Source organism: Riemerella anatipestifer (genome assembly GCF_035666175.1).
Classification (GTDB): domain Bacteria; phylum Bacteroidota; class Bacteroidia; order Flavobacteriales; family Weeksellaceae; genus Riemerella; species Riemerella anatipestifer_D.
The window spans coordinates 1,677,442-1,698,827 of the sequence record NZ_CP142016.1 but is presented as its reverse complement, the minus strand read 5'-3'; the positions used below and the strand labels follow the sequence as shown (position 1 = coordinate 1,698,827).

The following is a 21,386-nucleotide window of genomic DNA, read 5'->3' as shown; positions in this document are numbered from 1 at the left end:
AAAACAAAAACAGACTGCCTTATCAAAAAGCAGTCTGTTTTTGTTTTTAGTTTTCTATTATTATTGATTTAGCCCTTGTCTTTCTTCATCATTATCAATCACCACTGGCTTATCATCTTTCTTAATATCTTCTGTAGATGAAACGGGAGTTTCAGTAAGTTCTGGGTCCCATGCTCTTTTACCAAATATCGCTTCTAAATCTTCACGGAAGATAACTTCTTTCTCAAGGAGTTTTTCCGCTAATGCATCTAGTTTATCTCTATTTTCGTTCAAAATATTGATAGCTCTTTGGTACTGACCTTCAATAATTTTAGAAATTTCTTCGTCTATCATTTTAGCCGTTTGCTCAGAATATGGCTTGCTAAAACTATATTCTTGCTGTCCTGAACTATCGTAATAAGAAATATTCCCTACCTTATCATTTAATCCATAAATGGTAACCATCGCTTGAGCCTGCTTTGTAACTCTTTCCAAATCAGACAATGCTCCCGTAGAGATGGTTCCAAATACTACTTGCTCTGCTGCTCTACCACCTAGAGTTGCACACATTTCATCTAACATCTGCTCTGTAGTAGTAAGCTGCCTTTCCTCTGGAAGATACCAAGCTGCACCCAAAGAACGCCCTCTAGGAACAATAGTTACCTTAAGCAACGGTGCAGCGTGTTCTACTAACCAACTAATACTCGCATGCCCAGCTTCGTGGAATGCTACCCTTCTCTTCTCGGAAGGTTTAATGGCTTTATTTTTCTTCTCTAGTCCTCCTATAATTCTATCCACCGCATCTAAGAAATCTTGCTTTCCTACCGCTTCATGACCTTTTCTTGCCGCTACTAATGCCGCCTCATTACACACATTCGCAATATCTGCACCACTAAAACCAGGTGTTTGTTTTGCCAAAAACTCTACCTCTACGGTATTGTCTAGTTTTATTTTAGCTAAATGAACATTAAATATCTGTTTTCTCTCGTGTAATTCAGGTAAATCCACATAGATAGAGCGGTCAAACCTTCCTGCACGCATCAAGGCTTTATCCAAAATATCTGCACGGTTAGTTGCCGCCATCACTATCACATTAGTGTCTGTACCGAAACCGTCCATTTCTGTTAAAAGTTGGTTTAGCGTATTTTCTCTTTCATCATTTCCTCCCGTAAAAGCACCTCTACCTCTAGCTCTACCAATAGCATCTATCTCGTCTATAAATATGATGGCTGGTGATTTTGCTTTAGCTTGAGCAAACAAATCTCTCACTCTAGAAGCCCCAACTCCCACAAACATCTCTACAAAGTCTGAACCAGACAACGAAAAGAAAGGTACTTTAGCTTCACCAGCAACTGCTTTAGCCAATAAAGTTTTACCTGTACCTGGAGGTCCTACAAGAAGAACTCCTTTAGGTATCTTTCCGCCCAGTTTAGTATATTTCTCTGCGTTTTTAAGGAAATCCACTACTTCTTGTACTTCCTCTTTAGCTCCTTCTAATCCTGCAACGTCTTTAAATGTTACCTGCACTTTATCTTTTTCATCAAAAAGCTTAGCTCTCGATTTTCCTATGTTGAAAATCTGACCACCGGCACCACTGCCTCCAGGCATTTTTCTGAAGATAACAAAATAGAACAAAAACATAATCCCTATCCAAAACAACGCTTGGAATAATAAGCTCTGCATTGGCGATTCAGAATCATCAAAGTCCATAGAAGTTTTTACCTGAGGGTTTTCTTTCTTTATAGCATCATATCTCTGCTGAAAATATTGTAAATCTCCAAAAGCAAATTTAAAATCTGGCGATGGCTGCAATGCCATAAGTGGATTATCCGCTTGTGAAGTACCTTTTGAGGCTGTTTTCGCAGTTTTGTTTAGAAAAACTAAGCCTTCTTTAGAGTCTCTCATTAAGACAAGGTTCTCTACTTTGCCTCCTCTCATCATATTAAAAAACTCATCTTCATTGATGGTTTTCGTATTAGATGAAGAAAACAACTTTGGCAAAAATAAAACTGCCAAAGCACCAAAAATAAGTAAGTAGAACCAGTTAAACCCTTTATTTTTATCCATACTTTTTTCTTAAATTTAATTTAAATCTTCTATTTTGGTTACTTCTGCATCTCCCCAAAGCTCCTCTATTTCGTAATATTCTCTAATGTGTTTTTGGAAAACATGCACCACTACAGATACATAATCTACCAGTACCCACAATGCATTTTCTGCACCTTCGGTATGCCAAGGGCGTTCTTTAAGCTCGTTACGCACTGTTTTCTCTATATTCCCTGCAATAGCTGATACCTGAGTATTAGAGTTACCACTACAGATAATAAAATAATCTGCTACGGCATTTTCTATTTTAGTTAAATTAAGAACTTGGATATCTTCTCCCTTAGTATCTTGTATTGCTCTAATGATAGTGTCTATCAACTCTTGTTTATCGTTTGTATTACTCATTCAAAAATGTATTATCTGCAAATTTAATTGTTTTTTATTTATTTTATCTACTTTAACACCGTAATTTTGCCCATTATGAAAATCTTACATCATCTTACCGAATGTAATTCTACCAATGACGAGATTATCAACTTTGTTCCCTCTATTCTCCAAAAAGAAGATTTAGTAGGTGTCTATACACTTAACCAAACTCAAGGAAAGGGACAATACGGCAATTCTTGGGAAATAAATCCTAACGAAAACATCGCCATCAGCCTAGCAGTTTCTCTGGATAGATTTCCGTTTGCGGTTTCTATCATCAATTATTATACCGCCATTATCGTGAGAGATTTTATTGCCAATTTGACCCAAATTCATCCAAAAATCAAGTGGCCAAACGACATTATACTTAACCAAAAGAAAGTATCAGGTATCCTTCTTGAAAAGAAAAATAACTGTTTAGTCATTGGCATCGGCATCAATGTATTGCAACAAAACTTTGAGCATTTCCCGAAAGCAGGATCTATCTATACGCAAACTCATCGCTCTTTTGAACCTCATCTACTTGCTAAAGAGTTCTTTGAATTTTTTGCTAACGAAATAGCACAACCAAAAACAGAAGCCCAAATTCTAGAAATACTTAATAATACTCTTTTCAAAAAAGACGAGGTCTGCGTGTTTGACATTAAAGGCGTAAGACAAAATGGCATTATCCGAAAAGCAGATGCCGAAGGATATCTTTGGATAGAACTAGAAGACGAGCAACTGCATAAGTTTTACCATAAGGAAATCCAAATGCTCTACTGACGAGCCCTTCTGAAATACAGCAATAAGGCAAGCGGAGCAAATACAAAATTAGGCATCCACATCGCTACGAAAGGTGTGAGTATTTTACTAGATGAAACCACTTTAAGTGCCTCAAATGAGAAAATAAACACAAATGCCAAAGCTATCCCCACAGCAAGGTTGACTCCTATCCCTCCTCTCTTTTTTTCGGACGCTAGAGCCAAGCCTAAAATAGTTAAAATTATAATAGAAACAGGCATTGAGGTGCGTGCGTGAAGCTCATTGAGATAAGCATTGATGTTACCGTTGCCTTTTATTTTCTCTCTATTGATGAATTTCACTAGCTCTGGTGTTGTTTTGTTCTCACCTAAAAGCTCGTCTGGAAAAAGCTCTTCTGGTGGATAACCAAAACTCTGATAGGTCTGCGTACCATTACTTAGCTTTTCCGTTTCGTTTTTACCTGCCTTTTTTTCATAAAAAGAGGTGATGGAAAAGGCTTGTTTTTTTTCGTCCCAAGAGACATAATCTCCTCTAATTTGATGTATAAGTTTGTTGTTTTTATCAAATTTTTGGTAAAGGTAATCCGAGCCTCTTGCTTCCTTCCTGTGATAAGAGCCTATAAATACATATTCTGTTGGCGACATCTGAGCTGAAATGGGAACACTTCTGTTCTTCTCATCTTGCCTTACTTGGCTTTCGGTAAAAACCATCAGTTCGTTCTTTTTAACATTAGCCCAAGGCAAGGCAAAATGATTAAGCATCAACATAAACAAGGCTATCCCAACTGCTACCATAAAGTATGGTCTTGCAAATCTATGAAAACTAGCTCCGCTACTTACAATGGCTACAATTTCGGTATTATCCGCCATACGAGATGAAAAGTAAATGACGGAAATAAACACCAAAATAGACATAAAGGTAAGGATAAGATATATCATCCAAAACGGATAGAAGTGTAATAAAAAGTACCCCACCGTGTAACCACTTTTCTCTATGTTGGGAGCTTTCGCCTGTATGTCCACCACTATCACAATAATAGATAACAACACTAGCATAAAAACTAATGTCCCTAAAAATTTCTTGATGATATAGGCGTCTATTATTTTCATAATTTAATTCTTACTTTTCTCTATTTTTTGTTTTGGCAGCTACCGCGTTAGGGATAGAGTGGATACCCCGAAGGGAAGAAGCCGCGGAGCGAAGCGGAGCGGCAATGACCGAAGGCGTATGAGCGATAGCCCGACCCTAGCCGCTAGACTTTAGCCCTGGAGAGGGAAACGCCCTAACTTTACTAAAAGTTGTAAACTCACTAAAGCCTTTGTTTTAAAACTGGTACAATCTGCTCCTTCCACTCGTAGAAATCCCCTACTAAGATATGCTCTCTAGCCACCTTTACCAAATCTAAATAGAATGCCAAATTGTGTATAGAAGCAATCTGCTTACCTAAATATTCTTTAGCTACAAAAAGATGCCTTACATAAGCCTTAGAATACTCCTTGTCTACGAAGCTCGTCCCCATCTCATCTAACGGAGAAAAATCGTCTTTCCATTTTTGGTTTTTCATATTCATAACGCCTTGCCAAGTGAATAACATTCCGTTTCGGGCGTTTCTAGTTGGCATCACACAATCCATCATATCCACTCCCAAACCTATGCTTTCCAAAATATTCCACGGTGTGCCTACGCCCATTAAATATCTTGGTTTTTCTTTTGGAAGAATATCGGTAACCTCGTTGGTAATTCGGTACATTTCTTCTTCTGGTTCTCCTACCGAAAGCCCTCCAATGGCGTTACCTTCAGCTCCTGCCTCTGAAATAACTTCAGCGGAAATCTTTCTTAAATCAGAGTAAGTAGAGCCTTGAACTATCGGAAATAAACGCTGTTTATGACCATACAATTCAGCATTATTTTCTGTCCATTCTATACAACGCTTGAGCCACCTGTGGGTGAGTTCCATAGAGGCTTTGGCTTGATTATACTCACAAGGGTAAGGTGTACACTCATCAAACGCCATAAAAATATCGGCTCCTATCTGCCTTTGTATTTCCATAGATTTTTCTGGAGAAATGAAATGGTAGCTTCCATCAATATGAGATTTAAATTTAACCCCTTCCTCCGTCATTTTTCTACTTTTTGAAAGAGAAAAGACCTGATAACCTCCAGAGTCCGTAAGGATAGGACGCTCCCAGTTCATAAAACGATGTAGTCCTCCTGCTTTCTCCATCACTTCCATACCTGGCCTTAGGTAAAGATGATAGGTGTTACCTAAAATAATTTGTGCCTTAACATCGTCTCTTATTTCTCTTTGATGTAGTGTTTTTACCGATGCTACCGTACCCACAGGCATAAAAATAGGCGTTTGGATTTCTCCATGAGCGGTACTAATTACTCCTGCTCTAGCCTTAGATTCGGTAGTTTTTTCTATACTAAAAAATGGTTTTGACATTGTGTTGTTATTATTGTTGTTGTAAATCTCCTGCATTAATTTTTTCTTCTTTATTTTGATTTTTATTCTCTCCTTCTTTCTTCTTAATATACTCCTCTAAGTCTGAATCATTAAGCAATATATCTTGAGCCATATCATAAATTTTATCTACATCAGACGGTTTGTTCAAATAGTATTTAAAACTATCTTCAAATGCTTTGCCTTTGGCTTTATTTTTATTCATCACAAAACGACTGACTTCCTCCATATCCATATTTCTAGTAAAATCGGAAGACTGTGTATAAACAGCAAAGTCTGCTACTATCTGTGCCATTTCTTCTTTGGATAATAAATCTTTAGGAGCTTCGACTGAATGTCTACAAGCTACCACGAATATCATCACAAAAAAAAGCCCAATCAACCTACTCATAATCTACCTATTAAAGCCTTCCATCTTAGATTAAGTACACCTATTACTGCTTCTTTAATGATTCCACCATTCATTTTAGACTCGCCTTTGGTTCTATCGGTAAAAATAATAGGGACTTCTTTTATTTTTAATCCTTTTTTGAATACTCTATATTTCATTTCCACCTGAAAGCCATAACCTTTTAGTTTTACCTTTTCTAACCCTATTTTTAGAAGTGTGTCTTTTTTGAAGCAGACAAAACCTGCCGTAGTGTCGTGTACTGGTAAACCTAAAATAAACCTTACATATTTAGACGCGAAATAAGATAGCAAAACCCTTCCCATAGGCCAATTAACCACATTAACCCCTTGGGAATAACGAGAGCCTACCGACATATCCGCATCTAAACACGCCTCATAAAGTCTAGGTAAGTCTTTTGGATTATGAGAAAAATCGGCGTCCATCTCAAAAATAAAATCATAGCCTTGCTCTATTGCCCAACGGAAGCCGTGCAAATAAGCCTTGCCCAAACCATCTTTTACTTTTCTTACGGTTAAATGAAGCCTATCCTGAAAAAGACTCTGCATAGAACGAACAATATCCGCCGTACCATCAGGAGAGGAATCATCTACGACCAAAATATGAAAACCTCCTTCTAAGTCCATCACCGCTTGAATAATGGACTGTATATTTTCTTTTTCGTTATAGGTAGGAATGACAACGATTTTTTTCATTCAAAAAAACTAATAGTCTGCAAAGTTAAGTCTTTTATTCAAATATGCAGAATTAACTTTTTAACCATTTAATTGGTGGGGTATCCATTAGCCTTTTCTTAGATAACCCCATAACGGACATTGGTTCAAAACATAATTACTCTTAAACAATGGCGGTCTTATATTCTCCCTCTACTGAAAAATAGCCCCTCCTCTTGCTCGCATCAAAAAAAGTTTTTACATTTGCCATCGCTATGCCTTACTTTATCAGCAACATACAACCAAATGTGAAAAAGTTACAAAATTATTTGGCAGTTCCAAATAATTTTGTAAACACACACAGATAGTTTTGTGGGTATGTGCTGTATTATCTAGAAAATTCTTTAGACTTTTATCGTTAAAACAAAATATTATTCCGCCAACTTTTGTTGGGGGCTTTTGGTGTTTATACTATTCTAATTTTAGCTTTCATCAATATTTACTAAAAGCACCATTGTTTTGTCTTACAACATGGTCGTTCTTGTTGGGTGCTTTTAGCGTTCAGAAAGGGAGTTTTCACTTTCTTTCTGCTTTAGCCTTTCCTCTCGTTTTGTGTGTGTTTAGAGAGGAAAGGCGTTTTTTAAGGTTAGAAGTTAGATATGAGAGATTAGATTTTAGATAACCATTGAACATTAACAATTAACCATTAAACTCGTTGTGCATTTTAAATAATACTGATTTTTAGATGATTTAATTTTCTTTGGAAGATAAATTTATTGATATATTGAATAACCGTTGCGGCGGTTATTTTACTGATTATCCTTGTTTTAAAGCCTTCAAAAGTTTTAGCATTGTTTCTTTTAATCATAAATTGGTCGCAAAGTTGAGAGAAAAATGTCTCAATTCGTTTTCGCTTTTTCTTGTACAATGAAAATTGAGGAATATAATCTTTCTGATTACTTCTCATTGGTGTATCTAATTTAATATTAGCATAGTTAAATAAATCTATTTGAACTTTTGCTGATAAATAGCCTCTATCTCCAATTAAAGTACAGTTTCGCATTTGCTCACCAATATCTTTTAAATAGTGGATGTCGTGAACGGATGCAGGGCTTATATCAAAATTCTTAATCACACCATTTAAAGAACATACTGCGTGTAGTTTATAGCCATAGAAATATAATTTCTGTGAAGCACAATAACCATATGTTGGTGAAGAATAGGATTGCTCTTTACAAATTTTTGAACGAGTAGAACGAGCATTTTCACAAACTTTCATTGGCATGCTATCAACGATAAAAATATCTTCAAACTCATTGAACTCCATCGAAATACGCTGTCTAATTTGCTCTGTTTGTAGGGATAGTCTTCGTTTTCGCTTATTGTAAACACTTCTTTCAATTTTGTTTATCAGAGAGTTTGGCAATTTTCTAAAGAACTGTAATTCGCTATCAATACTCAAGTATTCAGCAGTAATATTAAGACTTATGACTTCTAAATCGCTCATTTTAGGTGTTCTTCTCTGATAACTAATCAGTTGATTTTCTGAAAAAAGTCCTAAAACTTCCAAAATTCTTTCATATATTTGCTCTATGTTGTTCATTTATATCGTTTTATAGCAAAAACAATATACTGATTTTCAGTCTAATAAACAACTCTTGTTTTTTTCATTTCATAATGCACAACGGGTCATTAAATACTAGATTATGTCTATTAAGTACAAAACCATTCAGAAAGCCCAGCCAGGTGTGGCGGGCGGAGGCGACAAAAAGTTCTATGCATCGTCTGTGTATCAAGGAGAGAAAACTCTAGAAGGTCTTACCAAAGACATCGAGAAGATTTCTACCGTAAGTGGAGCAGACATTAGAGCGGTACTTTATGCCCTAGTAGATGTAATGCAAACCTCATTATCAGAAGGACGAATTGTAAGACTAGGCGAACTCGGCAGTATGAGAGTGAGCCTTAGCAGCGAGGGCAAAGCTAAAGAAGAGGAGGTAACTTCGGCAGCAGTAAAGTCAGCAAAGGTATTGTTCACCCCAGGTTCTGACCTTAAAAAGATGCTGCAAACGCTGAAGTTTGAAAAAGCCTAGCTACCCACAAAAAATTTCCTAGCTAGGAAATGGTAATTCTCAAGCTAGGAAATCTTAATTCCCTAGTTTGGAAATTCTAAACGCCACGCTAGGGAATTTTTAACCAAAGGACAACAAAGAAAAAAATTAAACGAAATCATTAACAACTTTAAAATTAAATTTTATGAAAACAAAAACAACCAAATTAAGTGTGTTAGCCTTTTTAGGCTTAGGCTTAGCGGTTTATGGACAAAGTGGTAAGGTGGGGATTAACACCTCTAATCCCGAAGCAACTTTAGATGTTCAGCCTAGCTCTACTAATTTAGCAGGAGCTACCAATGAAGGATTCATCGCTCCTAAATTATCTAAACAAAGAGTGGCTCAAACAGACGACCCTAAAGAGGGGACACTAGTATATGTAGATAACACGAGTTTTACTACCATCGATGGTACTAAAGATGCCAGAGTAGCTAAAATCACTGAAAAAGGCTACTATTACTACAACGGTACAGAGTGGGTGAAGAGTACCACAGGAAGTTATAGCGAAATTTGGAAGGAGAATAAATTCATGGATGGAAGTATTTTCAGAAGAGAGGTTATACTCCCATTCTTAGATTCAGAAGGGGAGAAAAGAAATGGGATAACTGCTTCTTTCCAATCTCCAGATAAGTTGAACGAACTACTCTTCGGTGCCTCAGCATATGGTTTAAATATTAACAGATATGTTAACAATAGTAATGCACCATCATTAGTTTTCGAGAAAAATAGAGGAACAATTAATAGTCCTTTAGAAGTTCAAAATGGCGATGTTTTAGGTCAAATTTTATTCAGAGTAGGTAATCCAACAGTAAATTCTTTAGGAAATAGAAATGCTAGTATTATGAGAAGTTATATCTCTGATTACAATAACATAAATTCTTTTTCATCTGGAATCTCATGGTGGACAAGAAGGAGTTCTGATATTCAACCTCGTGCTGTAATGGGGTTATTACCAAGTGGTAGTTTAGGGATTGGTTACACATTGGATCATGGTCTATTGCAAGTTGCTTCACATGACGATGTCTCTCTTGGAGCTATATTTGTTCCATTCATAATTGGTAGATACGATCAGGAAAATTTAGCGATGGACAAGAATGAAATAATGGCAAGAAATAACGGTCAGGTATCTGGACTCCATTTACAAGTAGAAGGTGGGGATTTAACTATATGGGACAGGCTAAGTAATTCTGAAAAAGTAAAATTTACAGATGGTAAAATGGGGATTGGAATAGTAGCTCCAACCGAAAAACTAGAAGTTGCAGGTAATGTTAAAGCTACAGGTTTTATAGGTGCTAATGCCGCTATCTTCCCAGATTATGTGTTCCAAAAGTATTATACAGGTACTTCTAGCCTAAAGGCAGACTATAATTTTAAAACTCTAAGCCAAGTAGAAGACTTTGTAAAAACCAATGGGTATTTGCCAGGGTACCAATCTGCCGCAGAAATTAAAAAACAAGGCTATATAGATATTATGGCTACCCAGCTTACCAATGTAGAGAAGATAGAAGAGCTTTATCTGCACAGTATAGAGCAAGACAAAGCCCTAAAAGCTAAAGATGCCGAAATTAAAGAACTCAAAGAAAGGTTATCTAAAATAGAAACTCTATTATCTAAGTAATTTTGTACTCTAAAAGTATTATAAAAAATCACTTGAAGAACAAACCTTCAGGTGATTTTCTTTTTAGTAGTTCCCCACAACAGAGGCACTATAATAGCCACAAAACTAATATTTTTAATTAGAAAAAGTGGTTCGCAGAGAAATCGCAAGTTATGTTATTTACCTCTCGTTTTAACCAATACAAAAATAAAAGCACACCCCACCGCATAGCACAATATATCTAACCAAGAGAAAGAGTTCCCAATAACAATATGCCCTACGCTACCTTCTCTAAACCCTAGTTTCTCTGCAATGCTAAAATATTGTAATATCTCTACTACAACAGAAAACAAAAATATCCCTAAAATCAGTTGAGTTTTCTCTTTGATTTTAAAGAAAGTCAAAACAAAGGTATAAATAAGAATTACCACTAACACATCTCCTAGATATGCTCTAATAAAATAACAGGATTTAAGCCAAACCGCAATTATTACCTCTGTTAAAAATAACAATAGGGTAATAGCAAACCAAAAAGGACTAAACCTTAATTTCATTATATTATTTACCTATCATATTTTTGATTGCATTGAGCTTCATCATGGCTTCTATAGGCGTGAGTGTATTGATGTCTATCTTGGTAAGTTCCTCTCTGATATTTTCTAAAACTGGGTCGTCTAATTGGAAGAACGAGAGTTGCAAATTTTCTTCCGTTACCCTTTTAATAGATTCTTTTGTATCATTCTGTGAACGATTGTTTTCCAAAGTTTTTAGGATTTCGTTAGCTCTATTAACTACCGTAGCAGGCATTCCTGCCAATTTTGCCACATGGATACCAAAGCTATGTTCGCTACCACCAGACACCAACTTCCTTAGGAAAATAATGTTCCCCTTATGCTCTTTAATTGAAATATGGAAGTTTTTAATCCTTTCAAAGTTATTGGTCATTTCATTCAACTCGTGGTAGTGGGTGGCGAATAAGGTCTTAGGCTTGGTTGGGTGCTGATGCAAATATTCCGCAATAGCCCAAGCGATAGAAACACCATCATAAGTGGAAGTACCTCGCCCTATTTCATCTAAAAGAATTAAACTTCGGTCGGAAATATTATTAAGAATATTAGCGGCTTCATTCATTTCCACCATAAAGGTTGATTCTCCCGCAGAGAGATTGTCCGTTGCCCCAACTCTCGTAAATATCTTATCTAAAATGCCAATAGAAGCATATTTAGCTGGGACAAAACTCCCGATTTGTGCCAAGAGACAAATAACCGCCGTTTGCCTCAATATCGCCGATTTACCCGCCATATTGGGACCAGTTACCATAATAATCTGCTGCTCCTCTCGGTCTAAAAACAAATCGTTAGGAATGTATTTTTCGCCTAACGGCAAAGCATTTTCTATAATAGGGTGTCTTGCTTCTTTGAGTTCTATACTAAAGCCATCGTTAAGCACTGGTTTAGTATAGCCTTTTTCTATAGACAACTCTGATAACCCAACCGCCACATCTAGCTGTGCGATGAGTTGTGCGTTTTCCTGAATTTGGTCTATATAAACAAGTACCTCTTGGCATACCTTTCTATAAAGCTCTTGCTCTAGAATGGCTATACGCTCTTCTGCTCCTAAAATCTGGTCTTCGTATTCCTTCAGTTCTGTTGTAATGTACCTCTCTGCATTGACTAGTGTTTGCTTTCTAATCCATTCTTCAGGAACTTTGTCTTTATGTGTGTTTCTAACTTCTATATAATAGCCAAAAACATTATTAAAATTGATTTTCAAACTAGCAATGCCCGTTCTTTCTATTTCCCTTTGGCACATCTCGTCTAGGTAATCTTTACCAGAGTTCTGCAAACCTCTCAAACGGTCTAGCTCGTCAGAAACACCCAACTTAATCACATTGCCTTTGGCTAAGTTTACAGGTAGTTCCTCGTTTAGGTTACTCTCTAAAGTATTGATAACTTCCTCCAAATGATTAAGCGGGTTAAGCCACGCCAAAACATCAGGATATTGATGCAGTAACGATTTTATCTCGGAAATATAAACTAAACTTTGTCTAAGATAACCTAATTCTTTAGGTGAAATTTTTTCTGCCGCTAGCTTACCCATCAATCGGTCTAAGTCAGAAATACCTTTAAGCCTTGTTGCAACATCTAATCTTAGCTGCTCCTCGTTATTCAAAAATTCAACTAAAGAAAGTCTTCTGTTAATTTCATTTACGGATTTAAGTGGCAATATCAATCTTCTTCTCAAAAGTCTTCCGCCCATTGGCGTGGCTGTTTTGTCTATAATATCCAAAAGACTTTTCCCGTTTTGATGTGTAGGAAATACCACTTCCAAATTTCTCAGCGTAAACTGATCCATCATTAAATAATCTTCCTGTGGAATAAGTTTTATCTGAGTAATATGATTGAGCAAATTATGATGCGTATCCTCCACCAAATAGGCAAAAATAGCTCCAGCAGCCGTAATGCCTAGCTTATAGTCTTCTACTCCGAAGCCTTTAAGAGAATTGGTTTTAAAGTGTTGCGTGAGCTTTTCGTAAGCGAAATGATACTGAAATGCCCAATCCTCCATCTTAAAAACGCTTTTATTTTTAACTTGACTAGGAATTTCTTGAGTTCTTTGGTAAATAATTTCGCTAGGTTCAAAGGTATTGATGATATGTAATAACTTTTCTAAATTGCCCTCTCCTAACAAAAATTCTCCAGTGGAAATATCTACTAAAGCCACACCATATTTTTCTTTCTCTTTATGAAGGGCAAGTAAAAAATTATTTTTCTTAGAATTAAGAACTTGGTCATTAAATGTAACTCCAGGCGTTACCAATTCCGTAACCCCTCTTTTAACAATACCTTTTACCAATTTAGGATCTTCTAATTGGTCGCATATTGCCACTCTAAGACCTGCTCTTACTAATTTTGGAAGATAGGAGTCTAAAGAATGATGTGGAAACCCTGCAAGCTCTATACTCTGACCATCTCCCCCGTTATTTCTTTTGGTGAGAACAATTCCTAATATTTGAGCTGTTTTAATGGCATCTGCTCCAAAGGTTTCATAGAAATCTCCTACTCTGAAAAGTAATATCGCATCAGAGTACTTTGCTTTGATACTATTGTATTGTTGCATTAGAGGAGTTTCTTTCTTTGTTTTTGCCATATCTATCCTGATTTTGAACAGCAAAAATAACAAAACATTATGGGTTAAAAAAGGCTACTCCCAAAATTAGAAGTAGCCCTTTTAGTATTAACCTTTTTTATTAAAAATTGATTTTAATTTATTTCTCCACCTTACAAGTATAGGTTCTTGATAATTTTTATCCTCATCAAAATAACCATAGCCATAACCGTAACCATAGCCATAACCTTGATTAGAAGGATAATCATTATACACCAATCCTAAATGTTTAACCTCTTGATTATGGTATTTCTCTATAATCATTTTAAGCATATACTTCTCCGTATATTCATGACGTACAACATAAATGTTAGCGTCTGTATATTTCATCAATTCAAAAGAGTCTGCCACTAGACCTACTGGAGGTGAGTCTATAATAATAAAATCATAGGATTTTCTAAGCTCTTCTATAAACTGTGTGTTTCTGTCACTCATCAACAACTCTGACGGGTTAGGCGGAATAGGTCCAGAGGTCGCTACATCTAATGTAGATATCTTAGTTTTATTTATAATTTGCTCCACTGGTATCTCCCCTGTCAGGAAATTAGAAATTCCGTACTTATTATTGATTTCAAAATCCCCAAAAATCTTAGGTTTCCTCAAATCCATTCCTAATAATATGGTTTTCTTACCGCTTAAAGCTAAAACAGAGGCTATATTTATTGAGGTATATGTTTTGCCCTCTCCACTAATAGAAGAAGTTACCAATATCACTTTTCCGCCTTTTACTCCGTCGTCATACAAAAATCTCAAATTAGACCTAACTCCTCTAAATGACTCTGCAACAGAAGATTTAGATTGCTCTATCACTGTGAGATTATTTTCATTAGTATTTTTACCAATAACCCCTAATAAAGGTATTTTGGTTGCTTTTACCACCTCCTTAACACTTCTTATCTTATTATCTAAAAGAGAGCTAATAAGTAGTATTATAAATGGAATAGATAACAATCCTCCAATAAGTACTACTCCAAACATAGAGGTATTAGGTCCTACTGGACCCTGCCCAAGATTTTTAGCCCAATCTAAGACCGTTATATCAGACTGTCCTACAGCAAGACGCATCTCTGCTTTTGCCTGTTCCGACAGCAATGCGTTATATGTAGTTTCGTTAATTGAGTAGCCTCTCTCTGCATCAATTAGCTTCTGTTCCTTAAGAGGAAACCTTCTTATCTCTCTCTCGTATTGTAAGAGTTCTGCATCTAATTTTTCGATATCACTCAAATACATACTGTAATAGTTCCCCACAACTCCAGACGACTTGCCTCTCGCCTCTTTAATAAGACGATTAATTTCTTTCATAGGTTCAGAGTTTGGCGTATAAATAGTCCTCATCTCCTCCCTTTTTTGTATAAGAGCTTTTAGCTCACTAACAGAACCCATAAAATTACCATCTTCTATTCCAGCAGCATTGATATTGATCACCTCATCTAAATTTTTATTCATAGAGTTTCGGATACTATTAAGTGCTGAAATTCGTGTAAGTAGCTCTGCCTTTCTCTTTTCAATCTCCTTTATTTTTTCCATTATGGAGCTTACACCTCCTTCAACATCAACGATATTTTCTCCAATCCTAACTCCATTAAGGCTTTGTGCAGAAGAGTCTAACTTTATTTTTACACTATCTAAATTTCTCTTTATAAATGCAACTGTATTTTTATCTACTAAGCTCTTATCCTGCTTTCTTTTTTCTATAAGTTCTTTAATCGAGTTATTCAAAAAGTTAACTGTAGAGTTTAAGTTGGCTCCTCTCTTCGACACAGACATTATAGAAGGAAACTCCTTATCAAACTCTATATTGATACTGCCTATATTTTCCCTTACTTTTTGATCTATGCTACTTAGAACAACTGTTATGTTATTATAATCAATACTAGGTTGTACCGGATTTTTTATCAATCTAAACCTAAAGTAAGGAGACTCATACCACTCGTTTAATTTTATATTTTTTTGAACCTCTTTTTTATATGTTTCTTTTAAAGGATGAAAATCTTCAGTTTTATAACTATATAGGTAGTTGGGTAAATCCTCTGGCAAATTAACTGTATAAGAATTATCTTTAGGAATAAATGTGATTGGAATATTTATCGCCTGAAAGTGCTCTTTATCTATTTCTAAAAAGAAGGGAGATTCATTCTTATCTAAAAATGTGCTTTTTAGCTTACCTGAAGTGCTATAATCAATGTATAACTCAAGTTTTCTAGTAATAAATTCGTTATGTGTTCTTGATAAAAGTAATTTTTTCACATACAATCCGTCTTGATTTCCTCCTTGCCCCCATATAAAGTTAATAGACTGGTTACTTGGCGCCAAATAACTTGCTGTATTATTAGAAACACTCAAAGATATATTAGACTCATAAGTGTATTGTATATAGTATTTTTTATAGATATAACTAATAGCATAACCTAATATACCTAATAACAAAAACCAATACCAATTTTTTAGTACCTTCTTTATAAAAAATTCAAGATTAAAGAAGTCAAATGTTCCAACTTTAGACTTTTCAGGTTGTGCACTAGGTGTTTTTTGTCCTACTTTTTCTGGTATCATATCTAAAATCTTGAAATTAATAAATATACAGAAAGTGCTGTTGTTATAAGAGAAACCCCCGTAGTTAAAGTTTGCAAAGGCTCTTTACCAAACCCATATAAACTTTTAGAACGAGTATTGAGATAAACCATATCTCCATTTTGAATCCAATAATATGGAGAGTTCATAATATCATCTCTCGTTAAATCTAGTGTAACTCTTTTAATACCTTCTGGATATTTTCTTTGTAAAACAACATGTTTTTTATCTATGGTTCTATTAAGCCCACCATTTTGAGCTAAAGCTTCTGTTATACTTAACATTGAGGTGTAAGATTTTTTCTCTCCAGTAAGAGCTCCCATCTCCTCTATATCACTCAATATGTAATAAGTAATCCCATCTGTATTAAGTCTTACTTGAGATTTACCTTCAACAAAATTTTCGTTAACACGAGTTTGTATTTCTGCCTCTATATCTTCAATAGTCCTACCTACGGCTTTTATTTCTCCTATCCCCATTATATCTATGTTTCCTCTAGAGTTTATCTTTAATCCATTAAAATAAAAATTACTATTACCTCCCATTCTTCCACCAGCAACACCAACACCTCCTCCAGAGACAGCTCCTGCACCTCCTATATTTCCTCCTGCTCCATTTTCACCACCAGAAGTGTTAAAACGGGAGTAAAACTGAGCTGCATCTCCTTTAGGAGTGGTTACTATATTAAGATTAAGAATATCTGCTTTAGTTACTCGATAAACTTCATTACTATACGGTATCAACCCCTCTTCATTAAGTACAAGATGTTCATTAGGTTGCTGGTATCTCACTTCCTTAGTCGTTAGACAGGATACTAAAAACAGAGATATAATTGACAATAATAGATATATTTTTATATTTTTCATAGAAAAGATATTTATACAAAAGTAAGTTTTAATTTCTCAATTTTAGAATAAACCTAGGTATATATGCTCCCATAAAACCTAGCATCAAGACAAAAACAAGAAGTAGGTTTATATTTATATGTCTAAAAAAATAGACTACTATTATCGTAAACATATAGTAACATAGGATATAAAAAGTTGATTTTTTATGTGATAATCCGAGATCTAAAAGCTTATGATGGATGTGATTTTTATCTGCTTCCATAGGCGATTTTTTATTGAAAAGCCTTATCAAAATTACATTAAGTGTATCCACCATTGGTAAAATTAGTATTGCAAATGCAATGACAGGTGCCGTTGGTAAGTGATATAAGCTTCTTCCACCACTTGCTGTAAAAATATTTATAAAATATATTGCAGTAAATGCTAATAAAAAACCCACTATCGTTGAGCCCGTGTCCCCCATAAATATCTTTTTACTCCTACTACTTGATAAATTGTAGTATAAAAATCCTATTAAAGCTCCTATTATCGAAGCACACAGAATAATCATGGGATAATTATACTCTCCCAACCTATAGTAGCTAACTCCAAACAACAAGCAACAAATGATAGTGTACGTTCCAGCCAAGCCATCTATTCCATCTATCAAATTGAACGAATTTATAATGATTATAATGGTAACGATAGTAAACAGAATACTTATAAAATAAGGCAATTCATAAATACCAAAGAGTCCAAATAAACTTCTTATCCTTACATCAGAACCTATTACCATTAGTGATGCTACGAATATCTGTATAAATAATTTTTTATACGCTCCCATAATTACAATATCGTCCATTACACCAACATATAATAAAATTATCAGAGTAGGAAATAAAAATTTATACAAATCAAACAGTTCATACCCAAACATTGGGGTAGCTATTCCTATAGCATAAAATATAGCTATTCCTCCCAAATTAGGAATTTTTCGCACATGAGAACTCCTAATCCCAGGCTCATCCATTAAATTTTTCCTTTTAGAAATTTTGAGTATGATGGGAATAGAAAAAAAACATGATACCAAAGACACAAAAACAGCACCTACTAACTTTATATAAAATAAAGGTATCCCCAGTTGTATAATTAAATAATCTAGATATGCCATATTTCAAATTTAATATCTACCACAAATAATTGCCATAATCCCAAGTATATCTTGCTCTAGTAGCCTGAAAACTACCGTATACAAAATAATAAAAAATAGCAAAACAAACAATTATTAAATGTAAATATTTTTTATGTTTTTCATCCTCTACTGAAGCAATAATATTAGGCAAAGCCATTACTGTAAAAATCATATATATCATAGCTAATCTTGAAGAGAATATTGGACTTCCTCTGAATATAAAGTACAAGCACATTCCAAACAACGCTATATTTCTCATATATTCGTAATAAGGAATTTTTTCGCACGCCTCCTCATTATAAGTTACTAGAAAATAGCTATAGAAGACAATAATCATATCCGTAAAGCTTATTCTTCCCGTTGCTTCACTATTCTCTATCGTTTCATACGCAGAGAACGCCTCATAAACCTCAGCCGGAGCCAATGTATCAAACAAGGAAAAATATTGATACACTTGAAATGGAGATAAAATAGCACTAACTACTAAAACGAGAATAATTCTTGTTTTAGTCATTGGGATTAAAGCAATCCAATAAGCTAAAATAAAAATGGCAGCAGACTTATGAAACCCCATTGCCAAATAGATCATCAATAAAAACAACGGTAAATTTCGTTTTTTAATGAAATAAAAAGAAAAAATAAGAATAGACATCGATACCGCCTGTCTCATATGCCCTCCATCTGCTGTAAAATAAGAAGGGAACATATAAAGCAATAAGCTCAATGATGGATAAACTACTGCGTTTTCAAATGTAAAATATTTTGGAACAATAGATAATAAAGCTATTACGAATGTAAAAACAAAAAACGGAACTCCAAAATCATAAACATATTTTCCTACTAAAACATAAAGCCATTCTACATCTAATCTCTCATTACCTGAAAAAAAAGCCTTATTATAGACTGTTGAATATGCTGTTCTTTGTCCAAAATACTCATACATCTGTACATAAGCTCCATAATCTGCTCCTACCCATGCCCTAAAACCCACTAAAAGAATCATCACAAATACTACCACCCAGACTGATTTATAATTTTTATAATTATAAACCTCCAAAAAACTATAAGCTATTAAAATTATAGTTATAATGGTAAATATAGGATGTAAAAAAACAATGTTCATTGTTTATTATTAGTGAATTAGTTTCCTTAACAATCGATTTAATCCCAAAAGATAAAATAGATAGTAAACCTGTTTCTTAACTGGCAAAGATACGAGATAATTCTTTCCAAATCTACGATAACTAAGTATTTCTTTCTTGGAAATCTTCCTCTTAAACAGAAATTTTTTTAGCTCTTCGGATAATTTATGATATACTTGCTCATCTTTAACAAATGCTAAATAGGCTAGAAAAGTATAAAAACCTTCTAAAATCTGAAATCCTTTTAGTTCTTCTTTTTTATGCTTATAGAGTGAGTTTTCAAAAGCATTCTCCACATCTTCTACCGCTCTTAAAATATCCAGACCTTTCTCTGTATGGGTTTTAGTGATAGAATCCGTTCGTTCTAAATATTGATAATGATAAGTTTGAGTTTGGGCAATAACTTTACACTCTAACAATAATTGAGGAATAAGTTGTATATCCTCAAAATGAACTCCTTTTTTAAATCTTTTATTCTGAAATAAACTACTGTGAAACAATTTATTACAAGCAAAGTAGCTCATATCAGAGAAAACGGAAAAATGTTCTTCTAGAACTATTTTTTCAGGCATATTAGGTACTTGTGTAAGTAACTGAGTGACCTCTCCAGCTTCATTCACTTTTTGTAGATTACATATTACCATTTCTGCTTGGTGCTTCGTTGCAAGATGATACATCTCTTCGAACATTGTTTCTCTCACAAAATCATCGCTATCTACAAAGCCTATATACTCACCATTCGCCTGTTCTAAACCAAAGTTTCTAGCATCGCTCAATCCCCCATTTTCCTTTTGGAATGCCTTTATTTTATTAGGATACTTATCTTCATACTCAGTAATAATAGACTGAGAGCCATCTTTGCTTCCATCATTTACCACGATAATTTCAATATCCTCTAATGTTTGGTTGACCAAAGAATCCAAACACTTTTTTAAAAAGCGTTCAACATTATAAACAGGAACAATAACGGAAACTTTCTTCATACTATTTTAAAAACCTAGGGTTCAAAAGCCCCTTTTTAGCATTATGATAATCCTTCTCAGCACAAGGCAAACATTTTAAAATATCATCGTCATTTCCAAAATACCATAATCCACTAAAGGTATCTCTCTTAAAAGTATAATCTTGATTATTGATTACCACTAAATAATTTTCGTACTGGCGTTCTTTAGGGTGAGTTTTCTGTATGCTCAGACCTTCTAAAAAATACCAAATCATTTGGGCAATAAGTTGATTGTAAACCAAATAAGAAGCGTCTATATTTACATTAAACAAACCAAAAGCCATTAAGTTTTCACCTAAGCCTATTTCTTTCATATAGGCACAAATTTCTCTCTTATTCAACCCGTTAACTTGAGCGTGAAAAGAAAACTCTCCACTAAAACTCTCCACCGCATCAGCACTAAGACTTACCACTTCTGCCCTTCTTAAGAAAGGTTCTGCTAGGTCTGTACTGTTCATCATATCAGCGAGCCTTAACACTTCAAAATCTATCTCTTTAAGTACAGAAACCGAATGAGGTTCGTTCAAATGTTTTTGATAACCTAAATGATAATAATTCTTCAGTGAAGGTTCGCTCAATATTTTTGATACAAAATTTCGCTCGTTGATACTTTCTTTCACATCTTCTAAATGTATAAACGAGTTAATTTGTGTATAAGAAATTTTCTCTTTATGATTTTTTACCGCAGTGTATAACGAAAGAGCCAAATCATTGCTACCACCAATAACTATAGGTAATGCTCCTTCGGCGATACATTTAGAAACAATTTCAGCAACAATATACTGAGTGTCTTCCAATGATTTTCCTGATATTAAATCTCCTAAATCACAAATAGGAAAGTTAAAATCATTCTTAGAAAGTTGATATAAACATTTTCTTACTGCACTAAAATCCCTCGCCACCGCAGAACCTCCTGCACCTCTATCATCAGAGCAAAATAATAGCACTACTCCACCTTCTTTTATCTCATTACATACCAAACTACCCAGTTGCCATGGTTTATAATCTCCTAAAGGAAAAGGCTTTACAATCTCTTCAATAGTCATGAATATTTGTA

At 34.7% G+C, this 21,386-nt stretch carries 18 protein-coding genes; 3 read left to right on the top strand and 15 right to left on the bottom strand.

Annotated features, from left to right (window positions below; genetic code table 11):
- Nucleotides 1-60 precede the first annotated feature (60 nt).
- The gene (gene ftsH / locus VIX88_RS08310) at nt 61-2,046 is read right to left on the bottom strand and encodes an ATP-dependent zinc metalloprotease FtsH (protein WP_064970886.1); all 1,986 of its coding nucleotides are present in this window, start codon (nt 2,044-2,046) and stop codon (nt 61-63) included.
- A 15-nt stretch (nt 2,047-2,061) separates the two neighbouring features.
- On the bottom strand, nt 2,062-2,430 hold the full coding sequence (rsfS, locus tag VIX88_RS08305; protein WP_004916172.1) for a ribosome silencing factor: 369 nt from the start codon (nt 2,428-2,430) through the stop codon (nt 2,062-2,064).
- 75 nt (nt 2,431-2,505) lie between these two features.
- Between rsfS and VIX88_RS08300 the strand changes: the two genes are divergently transcribed.
- Nucleotides 2,506-3,216, top strand: a complete 711-nt coding sequence (locus VIX88_RS08300; protein WP_014937665.1) for a biotin--[acetyl-CoA-carboxylase] ligase — start codon at nt 2,506-2,508, stop codon at nt 3,214-3,216.
- Here the strand turns inward: VIX88_RS08300 and VIX88_RS08295 are convergent.
- The 5 genes from VIX88_RS08295 to VIX88_RS08275 form a co-directional block, all read right to left on the bottom strand.
- A complete protein-coding gene (locus VIX88_RS08295) occupies nt 3,210-4,304 on the bottom strand; it encodes an LptF/LptG family permease (RefSeq protein WP_014937666.1) in 1,095 nt (364 codons plus the stop codon). The genes VIX88_RS08300 and VIX88_RS08295 overlap by 7 nt on opposite strands.
- A 200-nt stretch (nt 4,305-4,504) precedes the next feature.
- Nucleotides 4,505-5,641, bottom strand: a complete 1,137-nt coding sequence (tgt, locus tag VIX88_RS08290) for a tRNA guanosine(34) transglycosylase Tgt (RefSeq protein ID WP_064970884.1) — start codon at nt 5,639-5,641, stop codon at nt 4,505-4,507.
- A gap of 10 nt (nt 5,642-5,651) precedes the next feature.
- Nucleotides 5,652-6,050, bottom strand: a complete 399-nt coding sequence (locus VIX88_RS08285; RefSeq protein WP_064970882.1) for a DUF4296 domain-containing protein — start codon at nt 6,048-6,050, stop codon at nt 5,652-5,654.
- Nucleotides 6,047-6,763: a polyprenol monophosphomannose synthase gene (locus tag VIX88_RS08280; RefSeq protein WP_064970880.1), complete on the bottom strand. Its 717-nt coding sequence runs from the start codon at nt 6,761-6,763 to the stop codon at nt 6,047-6,049. Before VIX88_RS08280 ends, VIX88_RS08285 begins: the two co-directional genes overlap by 4 nt.
- Nucleotides 6,764-7,445: 682 nt before the next feature.
- Nucleotides 7,446-8,324: an IS982-like element ISRa1 family transposase gene (locus VIX88_RS08275; RefSeq protein ID WP_127919818.1), complete on the bottom strand. Its 879-nt coding sequence runs from the start codon at nt 8,322-8,324 to the stop codon at nt 7,446-7,448.
- 103 nt (nt 8,325-8,427) lie between these two features.
- Between VIX88_RS08275 and VIX88_RS08270 the strand changes: the two genes are divergently transcribed.
- Nucleotides 8,428-8,811, top strand: coding sequence for an HU family DNA-binding protein (locus tag VIX88_RS08270; RefSeq protein WP_014937672.1), 384 nt, complete (start codon nt 8,428-8,430; stop codon nt 8,809-8,811).
- 163 nt (nt 8,812-8,974) lie between these two features.
- Entirely contained in the window at nt 8,975-10,447 is a 1,473-nt protein-coding gene (locus tag VIX88_RS08265) for a hypothetical protein (protein ID WP_014937673.1), read from the top strand.
- 155 nt (nt 10,448-10,602) lie between these two features.
- Here VIX88_RS08265 and VIX88_RS08260 read toward each other — a convergent pair whose 3' ends face one another.
- The 8 genes from VIX88_RS08260 to VIX88_RS08225 all read right to left on the bottom strand — a co-directional run bounded on the left by VIX88_RS08260 (nt 10,603) and on the right by VIX88_RS08225 (nt 21,375).
- Nucleotides 10,603-10,980, bottom strand: a complete 378-nt coding sequence (locus VIX88_RS08260; protein WP_214193746.1) for a DUF2809 domain-containing protein — start codon at nt 10,978-10,980, stop codon at nt 10,603-10,605.
- A 4-nt stretch (nt 10,981-10,984) separates the two neighbouring features.
- A complete protein-coding gene (gene mutS, locus VIX88_RS08255; RefSeq protein ID WP_014937675.1) occupies nt 10,985-13,576 on the bottom strand; it encodes a DNA mismatch repair protein MutS in 2,592 nt (863 codons plus the stop codon).
- Nucleotides 13,577-13,663: 87 nt separating this feature from the next.
- The gene (locus VIX88_RS08250; protein WP_214193745.1) at nt 13,664-16,147 is read right to left on the bottom strand and encodes an exopolysaccharide transport family protein; all 2,484 of its coding nucleotides are present in this window, start codon (nt 16,145-16,147) and stop codon (nt 13,664-13,666) included.
- Between the two features lie 2 nt (nt 16,148-16,149).
- Complete coding sequence (locus tag VIX88_RS08245) at nt 16,150-17,031, bottom strand: polysaccharide biosynthesis/export family protein (RefSeq protein WP_038693625.1); 882 nt, start codon at nt 17,029-17,031, stop codon at nt 16,150-16,152.
- 28 nt (nt 17,032-17,059) lie between these two features.
- Nucleotides 17,060-18,163: a glycosyltransferase family 4 protein gene (locus VIX88_RS08240; RefSeq protein WP_222535076.1), complete on the bottom strand. Its 1,104-nt coding sequence runs from the start codon at nt 18,161-18,163 to the stop codon at nt 17,060-17,062.
- A gap of 16 nt (nt 18,164-18,179) precedes the next feature.
- Complete coding sequence (locus tag VIX88_RS08235) at nt 18,180-19,307, bottom strand: EpsG family protein (protein ID WP_222535075.1); 1,128 nt, start codon at nt 19,305-19,307, stop codon at nt 18,180-18,182.
- A 9-nt stretch (nt 19,308-19,316) separates the two neighbouring features.
- Entirely contained in the window at nt 19,317-20,309 is a 993-nt protein-coding gene (locus VIX88_RS08230; RefSeq protein WP_064970127.1) for a glycosyltransferase family 2 protein, read from the bottom strand.
- A gap of 1 nt (nt 20,310) precedes the next feature.
- Nucleotides 20,311-21,375 (bottom strand): formimidoylglutamase, encoded by a 1,065-nt coding sequence (locus tag VIX88_RS08225; protein ID WP_064970128.1) that lies wholly within the window; start codon nt 21,373-21,375, stop codon nt 20,311-20,313.
- Nucleotides 21,376-21,386: the final 11 nt, after the last annotated feature.